The 13,010-nt window shown below is 69.8% G+C and carries 14 protein-coding genes and 1 pseudogene; 3 read left to right on the top strand and 12 right to left on the bottom strand.

The window, feature by feature from the left end:
* Positions 1-116: 116 nt before the first annotated feature.
* Positions 117-785, bottom strand: a complete 669-nt coding sequence (locus tag ACWGKJ_RS13225; protein WP_385027198.1) for a DUF1707 SHOCT-like domain-containing protein — start codon at positions 783-785, stop codon at positions 117-119.
* A 599-nt stretch (positions 786-1,384) separates the two neighbouring features.
* Between ACWGKJ_RS13225 and ACWGKJ_RS13220 the strand changes: the two genes are divergently transcribed.
* Entirely contained in the window at positions 1,385-2,413 is a 1,029-nt protein-coding gene (locus tag ACWGKJ_RS13220; protein ID WP_385027201.1) for a methyltransferase, read from the top strand.
* Between the two features lie 117 nt (positions 2,414-2,530).
* Here the strand turns inward: ACWGKJ_RS13220 and ACWGKJ_RS13215 are convergent, their stop codons facing one another.
* Positions 2,531-3,997 carry an MFS transporter gene (locus ACWGKJ_RS13215; RefSeq protein WP_385027204.1) on the bottom strand — a complete coding sequence of 489 codons (1,467 nt, stop codon included), beginning with the start codon at positions 3,995-3,997 and terminating at the stop codon, positions 2,531-2,533.
* 81 nt (positions 3,998-4,078) lie between these two features.
* On the opposite strand from ACWGKJ_RS13215, the gene ACWGKJ_RS13210 reads away from it, so the two are divergent.
* Positions 4,079-4,468 (top strand): winged helix-turn-helix transcriptional regulator, encoded by a 390-nt coding sequence (locus tag ACWGKJ_RS13210; protein WP_385027207.1) that lies wholly within the window; start codon positions 4,079-4,081, stop codon positions 4,466-4,468.
* A gap of 209 nt (positions 4,469-4,677) precedes the next feature.
* Positions 4,678-5,277 carry a GOLPH3/VPS74 family protein gene (locus ACWGKJ_RS13205; RefSeq protein ID WP_385027210.1) on the top strand — a complete coding sequence of 200 codons (600 nt, stop codon included), beginning with the start codon at positions 4,678-4,680 and terminating at the stop codon, positions 5,275-5,277.
* A gap of 89 nt (positions 5,278-5,366) precedes the next feature.
* On the opposite strand, the gene ACWGKJ_RS13200 is transcribed toward ACWGKJ_RS13205, so the two are convergent.
* The 10 genes and pseudogenes from ACWGKJ_RS13200 to ACWGKJ_RS13155 all read right to left on the bottom strand — a co-directional run bounded on the left by ACWGKJ_RS13200 (position 5,367) and on the right by ACWGKJ_RS13155 (position 13,002).
* On the bottom strand, positions 5,367-6,242 hold the full coding sequence (locus tag ACWGKJ_RS13200; RefSeq protein ID WP_385027213.1) for a class I SAM-dependent methyltransferase: 876 nt from the start codon (positions 6,240-6,242) through the stop codon (positions 5,367-5,369).
* 30 nt (positions 6,243-6,272) lie between these two features.
* On the bottom strand, positions 6,273-6,617 hold the full coding sequence (locus tag ACWGKJ_RS13195; RefSeq protein ID WP_385027216.1) for a VOC family protein: 345 nt from the start codon (positions 6,615-6,617) through the stop codon (positions 6,273-6,275).
* Position 6,618: 1 nt separating this feature from the next.
* Complete coding sequence (locus ACWGKJ_RS13190; RefSeq protein ID WP_385027219.1) at positions 6,619-6,798, bottom strand: CopG family transcriptional regulator; 180 nt, start codon at positions 6,796-6,798, stop codon at positions 6,619-6,621.
* Positions 6,799-6,856: 58 nt separating this feature from the next.
* Positions 6,857-7,477, bottom strand: a pseudogene (locus ACWGKJ_RS13185) (FAD-dependent monooxygenase); the annotation flags it as partial.
* A gap of 134 nt (positions 7,478-7,611) precedes the next feature.
* A complete protein-coding gene (locus ACWGKJ_RS13180; protein ID WP_385027322.1) occupies positions 7,612-7,863 on the bottom strand; it encodes a helix-turn-helix domain-containing protein in 252 nt (83 codons plus the stop codon).
* Positions 7,864-7,879: 16 nt separating this feature from the next.
* Positions 7,880-8,587 (bottom strand): glycerophosphodiester phosphodiesterase, encoded by a 708-nt coding sequence (locus ACWGKJ_RS13175; protein WP_385027222.1) that lies wholly within the window; start codon positions 8,585-8,587, stop codon positions 7,880-7,882.
* Positions 8,584-9,951, bottom strand: coding sequence for an ABC transporter substrate-binding protein (locus tag ACWGKJ_RS13170; protein WP_385027225.1), 1,368 nt, complete (start codon positions 9,949-9,951; stop codon positions 8,584-8,586). Before ACWGKJ_RS13170 ends, ACWGKJ_RS13175 begins: the two co-directional genes overlap by 4 nt.
* A complete protein-coding gene (locus tag ACWGKJ_RS13165; RefSeq protein WP_385027228.1) occupies positions 9,948-10,844 on the bottom strand; it encodes a carbohydrate ABC transporter permease in 897 nt (298 codons plus the stop codon). Before ACWGKJ_RS13165 ends, ACWGKJ_RS13170 begins: the two co-directional genes overlap by 4 nt.
* Positions 10,841-11,800, bottom strand: coding sequence for a carbohydrate ABC transporter permease (locus ACWGKJ_RS13160; RefSeq protein WP_385027231.1), 960 nt, complete (start codon positions 11,798-11,800; stop codon positions 10,841-10,843). Before ACWGKJ_RS13160 ends, ACWGKJ_RS13165 begins: the two co-directional genes overlap by 4 nt.
* 566 nt (positions 11,801-12,366) lie before the next feature.
* Positions 12,367-13,002, bottom strand: coding sequence for a hypothetical protein (locus tag ACWGKJ_RS13155; protein ID WP_385027234.1), 636 nt, complete (start codon positions 13,000-13,002; stop codon positions 12,367-12,369).
* Between the last annotated feature and the right edge of the window lie 8 nt (positions 13,003-13,010).

The following is a 13,010-nucleotide window of genomic DNA, read 5'->3' as shown; positions in this document are numbered from 1 at the left end:
CGCGGTGAGGTGCCGTAGCTGTCGTCGCGCGCCCGCCAGGGATTGCGGGACAGCACTTAGGGGCGGCGTAACGGCTCAGTGCCGTCCCGCCGCCCCCGGTCGTACCGGAACCTGCTTCAGTTCTGTGCTTCGGATGCGCTCTTGGCGCTGTCGCCGCGGATCCACTCGCTGAGCTTCCGCCGCGGGTGGCGGACCACCACGTCGCCGCCCTTGAGGCGCCCGGTGACGTTCACCAGGAGTTCGACCGGCGCCTCCGCGTCGGATGCGGGATTGCGGTACTTGACCTCTCCCACCCCCACGGTCAGGTCGTCGGTGCGGACCACGATGCCCGGCCGGACGACCAGGATCAGGTTCCCGCCGATGCTGATCCGGGCGTCGATGTCCAGCTTGTCGTAGCCGATCACGGCCTCGGTGAAGTCGAGTTTGACGTCCCCTCCGTGCATCCGGATGTCCAGGTGGCGCGGGACCTCCCAGGTGCCGGAGCGGTGCAGGGTGCCCCAGCGCTGGTCGATCTCCACGACGTCCTTGGGACGTTCGGGCCGTTTCTCCGGATCGCCGGGAACGGGTGAGACCGGCAGATCGCGGGTCAGCCGGGCGAGTTCGCTGATGGTCCGGGCGTTCAGCGCGGCCTCGACCCGTTCGCTGACCTCATCGGAGGTCAGCCGGCCGTCCCCGGCGGCGTCCCGCAGGATCTCCACCACCTGGTCGCGGTCCGCGTCCGAAGCCCGCATGGCTGCCTGCGTGTTCTCCACGCCGTCATCGGTCGACGACTTGTCATCACTCATGCGGCCAAGCCTCTCCTTCCTCAGGCGGAACCTCAAGGTCCGGAATCCGGCCACCCCGCCGAGGCCCTGTACGCAGCGGTTCCGTCCACCGATGTTCAACTGCCGACCGTGCGCGCGTGAACGGACCCGCCACTCCACGGGCGACCGGCGGCCCGCCACGGGCCGGTGCGGAAAGCGGGCGGCCGGTGTTCGGACGGCGGCTCGGGCGGGACCCGCCGGGCTGCCGGAGCACCGCGGGGCCAACACCCCCGGCTGCCCGACCGGTTGCCGTACGGGGCGGTCGGGCCGGTTGAACGACACGACGTACGGTGACCGCCCGTCTAGCGTGTGGCGCACAGACCGCACCTGCGCAGCAGTACTGCTGTGCCCGGTCTGCGGCGCGACAGGTCGCGACTGCCGCCTCCGGCCGGCGCCACCCGCAGCGGCCGGCCGAGTGCCGTCGGCAGTGCACACCGCCGTCCGGACCACCCGGCGCCGCGCACCGCACGACGGCACCAGGACGGCACGGCGTGGCGGCTCCCGGCGTACGGCGGGGACGACCGACACCGGCCCGGCGTCGGCGGCGCGCCGTCCGGCCAGAGCGATTGGGGAACCTGTAAATGTCGTTGATGAGCCTGGTCATGGGGGCCATGGCCTCCTCGGCGGTCGGCACCGCGGCCCAACTGGGCATCGCGGACGTGCTGGCGGACGGCCCCGCCACCGTTCCCGAGCTGGCCAAAGCCGTCGATGCGGACGCCGAATCGCTCGGCTCCGTGCTGCAGGCCCTGACCGCGCTCGGGGTGTTCGCCCGGGACGAGGAGGGCCGGTACGTCAACTCGCCGCTCTCCGAGCAGCTGAGGAGCGACCACCCGGAGTCGGTACGGAACCTGGCCGCGCTCCTGTGCGGCCTCTACGGTCACGCCGCGACCGGCGGGCTCACCGAGGCGGTTCGGACCGGGAAGTCGGTGATGCCCTGCGCGTTCGGCGTCCCGCTCTATGAGTACCTGGACCAGAACCCGGAGAGCGCCCGGATATTCGACCGCGCCATGCAGGACTGGGCCCGGCCGATCGGCACCATCCTGGCCGAGCATGTTCCGTTCGGGAATGTGCGCACCGTGGTCGACGTCGGCGGCGGCAACGGCACCCTGCTCAAGGCCGTCCTCACGGCTCACCCGCACCTGCGCGGCGTCTGTGTGGACCGCCCCGACACCTGCCGCAGGGCCGAGGCCGAGCTCGCCGCTTCGGGCGAGCCGGACCTCGTCCGCCGGCTCACCTTCCAGCCTGCGGACATCCTGCACGAGGTCCCCGCCGGCGGTGACCTCTACATCCTCAAGAACGTTCTGCACGACTGGAGTTCGGAGAGCGGCGTACAGATCCTGCGGAACATCCGCAAGGCGGTGGCCGATACTGTCAACACCACTGACGGCCCGACAGAGGAGGGCCCGAAGCTTCTGGTCATCGACCCGCTGGTGGAGCATGACTCCGGGGCCGCGTTCCGCAACCTGATCAAGATGGTGGTCGGCGAGGCCCGGACCCGTGAGCGCAGCGAGGCCGATATGCGCCGGGAGGCGGTGGAGGCGGGCTTCCAGGTCCTGTCCATCACCCCGTGTCCGGCGGATCTCAGTATCACCGCCTGCGTCCCGGCCTAGGTACCACGGCCTGCCCCCACGCCGTCGAGTCGCTCATGCAACTCGGCGGCGTGGGGGCGGGGTTCGGGGCGGGGTTCGGGGCTGCCGGCCCGGTCGCCGAGCGGCCGGCCTGCCCGGTCAGGGCGCGGCGTTCTCAGTGACCGGCCTCTCGTCGGACGCGGGGCGGGGCGCCGTGGCAGGCGCCCGCAGCAGAGTGGCGGCGAGGAGGAGAGCGACGGCGACGAGGCCCGAGCCGGTACGGAAGGCGAGCTGGTAACCGCCCGTCAGCGCCGAGGCCGTGCTCGCACCGTCGCCCAGCATGGCATCCGTACGCGAGGCGGCGAGCGTGCTGAGGACGGCGAGGCCGAAGGCGCTGCCGATCTGCTGCATGGTGTTGAACATGCCGGATGCGACCCCCGAGTCCTGGGGCGTGGCCGCCGACATCGCAAGGGTGGCCAGCGCCGGCATCGCGAGACCGAAGCCGACGCCGAGCGGCAGCAGTGCGGGCAGGACGTCCACGACGTAGCTCCCGCCTGCCGGTGCGCGGCCGAGCAGGGCGAGACCCGCAACGATGAGCGAGAGTCCCGGAAGAAGTACGGCACGGGGGCCGAAGCGCGAGATCAGCTTGGGCGAGAGGCGGAGGGACAGCACGCCGATCGCGACCGAGACCGGGAAGACTCCCAGGCCGGTGCGTATCCCGTCGAGGCCGAGCACCTTCTGCAGGTAGAGCACGCACAGGAATTGGAAGCTGAACATCCCGGCCACCATGAGGGCCTGGATGCCCATCGCCCCCGAGACGTTGCGCGAGCGGAAGACGCGGAGCGGCAGGAGCGGGTGGGACGCCTTCGCCTGCTGTGCGACGAAGGCCAGGAACAGGGCGAGTGCCCCGGCGCCGAAGCTCAGCGTACGTAGGGAAGTCCAGCCGTGACCGGTGGTCCCGACGATCGTGCAGATGCCGAGCATCAGCGCGGACGTGGCCAGGAGCGCGCCCGGGAAGTCGGTCCCCTTGTCGAGGCCGACGCCGTACTCGGAAGCGAGCAGGCGTCCGGCCAGCAGCGCGGCCACGATGCCGATCGGTACGTTGACGAAGAAGATCCAGTGCCAGCCGACGGTCTGTGTCAGCGCGCCGCCGGCGAGGAGGCCCAAGGAGCCGCCGGCGGACTGGACGAAGCTGTAGACGCCGATGGCCTTGGCCCGCTCCTTCGGCTGCGGGAAGAGGGTCACGACCATGCCGAGCGTGACAGCGGAGGCCACCGCGCCGCCGATGCCCTGGAGGAACCGGGAGGCGAGCAGCATCGCCGGGCCCTGGGACACACCGCACAGCAGCGAGGCAGCCGTGAAGACGCCCAGACCGGTGATGAAGACGCGCTTGCGTCCGATGAGGTCGCCGAGCCGTCCGGAGAGCAGCAGCAGGCCGCCGAAGGGGACCAGATACGCGTTGACCACCCAGGCCAGCCCCGACGGGGAGAAGCCGAGGTCCCGCTGGACGGAGGGCAGCGCCACGCTCACGACGGTCCCGTCGAGGATGACCATCAACTGGCCTGCGCAGAGTACGGCCAGGGCCGGCCAGGGCGATGTCTGTGCTGACGCGTCGGTTCTCCGCACGGGGATCCCTTCCTTTGGTGCACGACTTGTTACAGCAGTCACCCTCTGTAACCATGGCGTGCGGCGGAAGGAGGCACTTTTATGTCACGCAGTCACACCGATGTGTCCGACCAGGTCAGCAACGAGACGTGCCCGCTCACCGAGGTCCTCGACCGCGTCGCGGGCAAATGGAGCATCGGGATCCTCGTCGCCGCCGCGCACGGCCCCGTACGGTTCACCGAGCTGGAACGCACCATCACCGGCATCAGCCGACGCATGCTCACCTTGAATCTGCGCAAGCTGGAACGTGACGGCCTGCTCATCAGGACCGTCTACCCCACCGTCCCGCCCAAGGTGGAGTACAGCCTCACGCCCATGGCCCGCGAACTCCACGCAAGCCTCACCGGGCTCGTCGGCTGGGCGGAACGCCACCGGGCCGACATCACCGCCGCCCGCGCCACCTACGACGCCGCCTCCGCACCCGCTCTCTGACGCCTGCCGAATGAGCGCCGGCAGAACACCCCGCCGTCCCGCGAAACGGCTCCGACCGTGCGGCGGGGGGCGATACTGATAGCAAGCGCGGCAGTCGCCCCGCCGCCGGACCTGGCCCCGGACAGGACGTGGCCGCCCACACCGACGCGGACGCCGACGCCGACAGCAGCGACACGCCGCGCTGCCGAAGCCTCCGAGGGGAGCCATTCATGACCACGGCGAAAGACCTGTTCCTCACCGCCATGGACTCGAAGCGTCCCGTGGGACAGGGCGACCTGTCGCTCGCTCTCGCGGGAGCCGAGCTGATCGACCTCATCGATACGGAGGCGGTCGCCGTGGACGGCGACCGCATCGTGCCGGGCGGGCCCCCACTGCCGACCGACCGGCTCATGGACGAGGCCGCGGCAGAGCTCACCCGGCAGGCGCCCTACGAGCGGATCGAGGACTGGCTGTGGCGCCGGGGCAGCGACCTCTCGGCCGCGTACCAGGCCGCCCTGGAGGAGGACGGCGAGCTGACGCCGAAGCGGAGCGGCCGGTTGTCCTTCGGCTCCGAACGCATGGAACCGGCCGACACCCCCGCGCGCCGCCACGCGGCCGACCGCTGGAAGGAGCAGGACCCCGTGCTGGCCGCTCTCGCCTCGGTCGTGGGCATCGAAGGCGAACGGTCCGACGACGAGCCCGGCCTCGGTGACGCGGCGGTCACGACGGTGGTGGCCATTGTCCATGACGCGGTGATGGAACTGGAGGCCGTACGCCAGCGGCGGTCCATCGAGAAGGCGGCCTTCGCCAACGTCTGGCGCGGACCGTGAGCGGAGGCAGGCGCTGAGGCAGACGCTCACCCGTCCGGGACTTCACGGCGTACCGGACGCTGCCTCGGCCGCGTTGACCACAGGGCCGGTCAGGTGGTGGCCAGCAGCAGGTCCTCTCCGCTCGACGGGCGGAGGCCGTCGGTGCGATCGGCGAAGTAGCGCGGGGCGAGCGAAGCTCCCGACACATGGTGGGCGTCCTCGAAACCGGCTTCGTGGGCCAGCGCCAGCATTTCCTGCGGGGTGTAGAAGCTGATGAACGGCGTTCCGGACGCCTGTGCGCCTTCCTTGCTCGCCCGGAGGCCGGAGCGATCGGTCTCGTCAACAAGGTCGGTGGCCAGCAGGAAGGTCATGGCGAGCGTCGAGCCGGGGGCGACCGCGGCGATCTGCCGCAGGGTGGCCGCGGTGGCATCCTTCGTGAGGTACATGGTGACGCCGGTGGAGACGATGACCGCCGGTCGGCCGGGGTCGAAGCCAACAGCGGCCAGCTGCTTCAGCCAGTCCTCGTTCGCCTCGAAGTCGACCGGCACCAGGTGCAGCCAGTCCGGGATGCCGTAACCGAGTTCGACCAGGCGGCGGCGCTTCCATGCCTGCGGGCCGGGCTGGTCGACCTCGAAGACCCGCAGGCCCGCGAGGGACTCCGGCTTGCGCTGGGCGAAGGTGTCCAGGCCGGCCCCCAGGATGACGTACTGGGTGACGCCTGCGCGGGCCTGCTCGGCGATCAGATCCTCGATGAAGCGAGCACGTGCCACGATGGCCGCCCGGAACGCCCTGGTGGCATGGGGGTCCATGTCCGGGCGGTCGCGCCAGTCGTCGCCCGGATCTGCCAGCCGCAGACCGATCTCGTCCTCGATCACGTGCGGGGGCGGGTCGACCTGGACATGCATGGCGCGCCAGAGGGCGGTCCGTACGGCGGTACTGTCCGGCACCCCGCTGCCGTCCGCCGGCCCGGTCTGCGCGTCTGTCATGGTGTCCCCTTTCGTCGCGTTACGTCGCCGTCAGTTCTCGACGGGAGCCTGGAGGCTCCACAGGCGCCCGTCGGGATCGCGGACAGTCATCTCCCTGGTCCCGAAATGGGTCTCCTCGAACGGCGTGACCACCTCGACGACGGGATCGGGACGGAACGCGTCCGCGTCCGGCACCTTCAGCACGATCCGCGTCTCGGGTTCCCGGTCCTCGGGGACCTCGGCGATGAAGACGTACGGCCCGTCGCCGTTGCGGAGCTGCCCGGAGTTGTGGTCCGTCGCGAACTCCAGCTCGTAACCCAGCTCCTGGAAGAATTTCGCCGCCTTGCCCCAGTTGTGGGTCGTCAGGAACACGGCCTCGATTCCTTCGGTCGGCATGTCAGGTCTCCTCATCAGTCGATTGCCGCCTCTGCCCCTCGGCATCGTCGAGGTAGGCCCGCATCGCGTCCGCGACCAACGCGGACAGTGACGTGCCGGACTCGATGGCGCGGTACTTGATCTGCTTGATCAGCCCGACGGGCAGGTACACGTTGAACTGTTTGACTTCCTCATCACCCACAAAGGCGATGCTAGCATACTAGCAAGCTAACCTCCGGCTCGGCCCGATTGACGGCCCGTCAGTTGGCTCCGGCGGTGAGTTCGCCGAAGAGCCTGTTCGCCGCGGACGAGGTGAACCGGCGCCGGAGTTCGGCGCGGGCGACCTGCTTGCGGAAATCGCCCTCGTGGCCCGTGAAGCCGGCGTTGTGCGTCATGTCGGTGATCCAGGTCGCGAACGCCTGGTAGTTCCAGATGTGGGGCAGACAGGTCTCCGAACAGCCGTCGAGGAGGCTTCGGTCCCCGTCCTTGATCCGGCGGATGACGGCGCGGGCGAAGACCTCGGTGTCGTGCAGGGCGAGGTGAATGCCCTTGGCGCTCATCGGCGGGACGATGTGGGCGGCGTCTCCCAGGAGGTAGAGCCTGCCGTGGCTCATCGGGTCGAAGACCACGCTGCGCAGCGGCACTGTCCGCTTGTCGATGATCTCGCCCCTCGTCACGGCCGTACCGAAGCGGGCTTCCAGTTCGCTCCAGACGCGCCCGTCCGGCCACTGCCCGGGGGTGTCGTCGACCACGCACTGAAGGTAGATGCGGCTGGCGTGCGCGCCGCGGGGGATCATGCCGGCGAGGCCACGTGAGTGGATCGCCATCCCGGAAGGGCCGGCCGGGACCGCGGCCAGGACGCTGAGCCAGGAGTAGCCGTACGTAGATGCGGCGTACCGCTCCCACTCTGGAACGGCCTGATGCCCGCGCTCCACCGGTGTCTGGACAGCCGGTACCGGAAAGCCGCCAACCTCGCGGAGCGGGTGCCCGGCCCATGGCGATGGCAGGCCGGTGACTACCGACGGCTGCGCAGATCCGCCTGATAGCGGCCGGGCGTCTCACCGACGACTTCGGTGAACGCGTCGATGAAGCTGGAGGGGTTGGACCAGCCGCACGCCACCGCGGTCTCGGTGACCAGTTCACCGGCGGCCCTCAGCAGTGGGAGGCGGACCCGGCCTCCGCGGCAATGGGAGTCACACCCCGGCCCCCTCGGCCGGTGGGAGGCGCACCCCAGCCTCCTCCCACCACCGAAGGGACCGGGGCACACCGTCAACCGCAGACCGTCAACTGCCCGACGTGGCCAGCCACTCGCCGATCCGCCCCGGGTAGTCCGTCGTCACGGCGTCCGCGCCGATCGCGACCCAGCGAAGCAGCTGGGCGCGTTCCGCGGTGGGCCAGGCGTCCACCTGGATGCCTCCCTCGTGGCAGCGGTCCACGAGGTCACGGGTGAGCTCGGGCTTCAGCTCCGGGCACACCCAGGTGGCCTTGAGGTCCAGGGCTTCCTTGATCATTTCGTCACCGGGGTGGTGGGTGATCAGGCCCCGGGGGACGTGCGGCAGCCACCGGGCGGCCTCTTCCACGGCGGCCTTGCTGAAGGAGGTCAGCACCACCGACCCGGGCAGCGGGGTGCGGCGCTCCCGCTCGGCGAGCGCCTCCACCGCCTCCAGGGCCTTGATCTCGATCTGGACGACGTCTCCGCAGACCTCCATGGCCTCGTCGAAGGTGGGTATACGCTCCCCCTTCCCCGCATCCAGCGCCTGGAGACCGGCCAGTGTGAAGTCGGCGACCAGGCCGGTGCCGTTGGTCGTACGGTCCACGGACTTGTCGTGGATGACGACGAGGTGGCCGTCGGAGGTGAGGCGGATGTCGAGTTCGATGCCGTCGGCGCCGAGAGCGAGAGCCCGCCGGAAGGACCGCAGGGTGTTCTCCGGCTCCTCGGCCCGCGCTCCGCGGTGTGCGTACACCACGGGACGCCTCACGGGGTGGTTCACAGGTGCTCCTCAATCATGGGTCCGTAACGGTCGACGCCCTTGCGCAGCTGGTCGGCGACCTCCGCGAAGGCCTGCTGTGCGGGGGTGTTCGCCGACCATATGCGCTGCAGGGCGGTGTAGATACGCACATTCGCGTTCGGGATCATCATGCGTACCTGGTCGCCGGGGCGCGTGAGGTCCAGCTGCCTGACGGCCGTGGCGAAGTTCGGGTCGTCCTTCATCAATTGGGCGAGAGTGGGCTCCTTGACCGCCGCGGGCACCACCGGCAGGTAGCCGGTCTCGACGGCCCACTGCGCGGCGTTCTCGGGGCGGGCCAGGAAGCGTACGAACTGGGCAGCGGCCTCCTTGCGTTCGCGTGGCACGCGCTTGAAGATGCCGAGGCCGCCACCACCTGTGTTGACCGCGAACTTCTCCTTCTTCGGCAGGAAGCCGGTGCCCAGCTCCCAGCCGGCCGCCTTCGCCATCTCGTTGATCTTCTTCAGAGCGCCGGTGGAGGTCACCAGCGTGGCGATCAGCTGGTTGCCCATGTCGGCGGTGGGCTCGGTCGCCATGTAGGCGATCCTGTCCTTGAAGACCAGCTTGCGCTGCCACTCGCCCGCCGCCACCGCTCCACCCTCGTCGACGGTGACGTCCAGGCCCCTGGAGTACGCACCGCCCCACTGCCAGGCGCTGCACTGGAACTGCCAGTCCCCGTCGACCGGTTGGTACGCCTCCAGGGCCACCCGCTTGCCGCCCACGCTCTGCCGGGTGATGTGGTGCGACCAGTCGTAGAGCTCGTCGTAGCTCTCCGGGGGGCGTACCGGTACGCCCGCCTTCCTGAAGAGGGTCTTGTTGTAGTAGAAGAGCGGCGTGGAGCGGGCCAGCGGCAGCCACCAGGTGTGCCCCTTGCGGACGCCCTCGCTGAGCAGCCTCGGGTTGTAGGTACGCTCCAGCTCACCCCGTGCGAAGTAGCTGTCCCAGGGCTCCAGGGCGTCACCGAAGTAGAACTTGTACCACTTCACGTCGGAGAGCACGCACAGGTCCGGGGCCTGGGCGCCGAGGAGGCTGATGACCGCCTTCTGGGCGCACTCGTCGTAGGTGCCCTGGAACTGCACCTCCACATAGACGTCCCGCTGCTCGCGGTTGAAGGCGTCGACGAGCTTCTGCAGGGCCGGGCCCACCGGATCGGCGAACGTCGACCAGAGCACCACCCTGGTGCGCCCCCGGTACGCGTGGGGCACCGAACCGCCCGGCTGCGCGACCGTCCCCGTGGTCTGGCCACAGGCGCTCAGCGCGGCGGCCAGCCCCAGCCCCGCGCCTGCCCCGAGCACCCTGCGCCGGCCGGGCACGGGGCCCGCGGGCTTCCGCGGCGAGATCCGCGTCATTTTCCGGCTCCCTGGGTCAGTCCCGCGATGATGTAGCGCTGGGCGAGGAAGAACACGACGAGGACCGGCACGATCACCATGACGGCGCCGGCGAGGATCGCGCCCCAGTTGGCGAAGGTCTCGGTGTTCTTGAGGAAGAGCAGACCGATCGGCAGGGTCCGCATGTCCGCACTGCTGGTGACGATCAGCGGCCAGATGAAGTCGTTCCACTTGCCGACCAGGACGACCAGGGCGACGGTGATCACCATGGGCCGCGACATCGGCAGCACCACCCGGAAGAGGATGCGCAGATGCCCCGCCCCGTCGACCTTGGCCGCGTCCGTCACTTCCTGAGGCAGCGTCAGCATGTGCTGGCGCAGCAGGAAGGTGCCGAAGACCGAGCCGAGGCCAGGCGCTATCAGCCCCGCATAGGAGTTGACCCAGCCGAGCTGAGCGATGGTCAGGAAGTTCGGCAGCAGGGTGACATGGCCGGGCACCATCATCGCGCCCAGCAGGAAGAGGAAAAGGACCTTCTTGCCGGGGAACGGCAGGAAGACGAAGGCGTACGCACACAGCAGCGCGGCGGCCAGCTCGATCACGGTGCCGGTCACGGACACGATCAGTGAGTTGAGGAAGAACCGGCCGAACGGTGCGGCGCTCCAGGCGTCGGAGAAGTTGGACCAGCGCAGGTCCGTCGGGATCCAGTGCGGGGGGTAGCTGTAGATCTGCGGGTTGGTCTTCAGCGCCGATGAGATCAGCCAGTACAGCGGACCGCCCGCGATAAAGGCGACCAGGACGAGCAAGGCGTACAGGCCGAAGCGACGGGCGCGGGCGCGGCGGGGCCCTGAGCGGCTGCCCATGGCGTCCGGGTGGGTGCCCGGGCAGGCGTCCGGCAGGGAGTCGGCGACGGTCACTGGTAGTGCACCTTTCGCTGGAGGAAGCGCGCCTGGAATCCAGTGATCAGCACCAGCACCACGAACATGATCATCGCGGCGGCCGATGCCCGGCCCGCGTCGAAGGTACGGAAGCCCTGGTCGTAGATGAACCAGCTGAGGATCGAAGTGGAGGTGCCGGGCCCGCCGCCGGTCATCACCGCGATCACATCGAACGCCTGGAAGGTGCTGATGGTGCAGGTCACCAACAGGAAGAAGGTGACGGGCGAGAGCAGCGGCAGGATGATACGGCGCAGCCGCGTCCACGCTCCCGCGCCGTCCAGGGCCGCCGCCTCGAACACGTCCCTGGGCAGGCCCTGCAGACCGGCGAGGTAGACCACGGCGACGAAGCCGGTGTTCTTCCAGAGGTAGACCAGGACGAGGCCGGGCAGCGCCCACTTGGAGTCGGTCATCATCGACGGCGCTGTCATGCCGAGGGGGGCGAGCAAGGGGCGTATCAGCCCGTAGTTGGGATCGAAGACGAACAGCCACAGGGTGCCGACGGCGGCTCCGGAGAGCACGTACGGGGCGAAGGCCAGCGTCCGTACGATGTCCCGCCCGCGCAGCCGCTGATTGAGCAACAGGGCGGTGGCCAGGCCGAGTACCAGTCCGCCGACGACGATTCCGACGACGAACAGCACGGTCGTCCACAGACTGGCGCGGAAGTCGGGGTCGGCGAAGAGCGACGCGTAGTTGTCCAGGCCGATCATGTGCCACGACGAGGAAACCATGTCCCAGTCGGTGAGGCTCAGATAGGCGTTGTAGATCACCGGCCAGTAGGCGAAGACCAGCAGGAAGAAGAAGTTCGGGGCGGCGAAGGCGGCGAACAGCAGATACTCGCGCCGCCGACGCCGCGCGCGGATCCGGTGCCCTGCCTCCCCGGCAGTCGCCGGACCTGGCGGAGCGGCTCTGCCGTCCTGCATCAAGTCGGTCGTCAAGACAGCGTTGTCCTTCCGGTGACCGACACTGCACCCCCGGCTGGACGCGGTGTCGGCCCCAGGAATACCAACAAAGTGAACGAGAAGAGAACACCGCTGCGTGTTACGAATTGGCAGCCGGGGCCCTGGGCAACTCCCCTGCACTCTCCGCGATTTCCGGCTTGACCTGGTGTTTTCCTGGGCATCAGGGGGGCGGTGGCCGTCTCACATCTGTCGTGTGATGTCGGCCTGGGCGGCGTTGGCCGGGGGCGGAGCGGTGTACCGGGCCCGTACTGTTCGTCATCCCAGCCAGGTCAGAAAGCGCATGCGTTCCTCGCCGCATCCTCCGGGCCCCGAGGAGTGCCCTGCACTCCGCGGGCTGTAGCTCGATCCGTATGGCTCGGAGGAGAGAGAGCACTGGGTCTGCACGGGGAACAGGGCGTAGAGACAGAAAGCGGTCACCACGAGAAGGGCCAGGCCCCAGGCTGCCCTGCGGCGGATGACGGGGAGGACCATGCCTCGATCATACGGAGCCTGGCGCTGGGTCACTTTTCACGACCGTACGCGGCAACTGCCCGGCGGCCTCCCTACGACGGGCAGGCGCCATCCGTCACCCCGGTGTCCCAGCCCTTGCCCGGCTTCCCGCCGCCGCCCCGCCGCCGGTCGGTCACCCGGATCTCGACCGGGCCCCGTCCTGTTGGCGCGGCCTCGGTCGGCGGGGCCGGGAGGGCGGGGCCGGTTGTCGCGGACTGGCCTCCCTGGCTCTGGGTCAGGCGGTGGGCCCGTGCGGCCGTGCAGGCCAGTTGTTGCAGGGCCGGGTCGGTGAGCCGGGCGGTGCCGGCGGGGAACCGGATGACGACCGTGTCGGCGTTGCGGCCGTTCTCGACCGTGATGCGGGACGGGTGTTTCACCGGGGGCAGGGCTGTGGTCAGCTCGTCGGACTCCCCAGTCGTCGGCCCGTCGGCCAGTTGCCGTACGGCGTAGGAGACCGGGTCGGTGCCGGACGACGGCGGGCGGGGCACCGCGACCAGATGCCCGGTATCGGTTGCCTCGGGTGGCGGTGCCGCTCCCGCGACGCCCGGGACTGCGGCGCCCGTCCGGCCGGGCCTGCCCGGGGGCGAGCTCTCCGGGGAGCCGTTCTCCGGGGTCAGGGACACCTGCGGGTCCCTGGCGAAGAAGTAGACCGCCGCCGCCGGCAACATACCGGTCGCCGGCCTGCCCACCTCGATCA

It is taken from the genome of Streptomyces sp. NPDC054757, from assembly GCF_053612185.1.
Note: the sequence above shows the minus strand (reverse complement) of the source record. Positions and strands in the feature narration are given on the sequence as shown.

What these genes read in the sequence shown, in the direction of transcription:
- ACWGKJ_RS13220 (WP_385027201.1), top strand. Translation starts at nt 1,385, where the DNA reads ATGTCGTTGATGAGCCTGGTCATGGGGGCCATGGCCTCCTCGGCGGTC.
- ACWGKJ_RS13210 (WP_385027207.1), top strand. Translation starts at nt 4,079, where the DNA reads ATGTCACGCAGTCACACCGATGTGTCCGACCAGGTCAGCAACGAGACG.
- ACWGKJ_RS13170 (WP_385027225.1), bottom strand. Translation starts at nt 9,951, where the DNA reads ATGACGCGGATCTCGCCGCGGAAGCCCGCGGGCCCCGTGCCCGGCCGG.
- ACWGKJ_RS13195 (WP_385027216.1), bottom strand. Translation starts at nt 6,617, where the DNA reads ATGCCGACCGAAGGAATCGAGGCCGTGTTCCTGACGACCCACAACTGG.
- ACWGKJ_RS13205 (WP_385027210.1), top strand. Translation starts at nt 4,678, where the DNA reads ATGACCACGGCGAAAGACCTGTTCCTCACCGCCATGGACTCGAAGCGT.
- ACWGKJ_RS13225 (WP_385027198.1), bottom strand. Translation starts at nt 785, where the DNA reads ATGAGTGATGACAAGTCGTCGACCGATGACGGCGTGGAGAACACGCAG.
- ACWGKJ_RS13200 (WP_385027213.1), bottom strand. Translation starts at nt 6,242, where the DNA reads ATGACAGACGCGCAGACCGGGCCGGCGGACGGCAGCGGGGTGCCGGAC.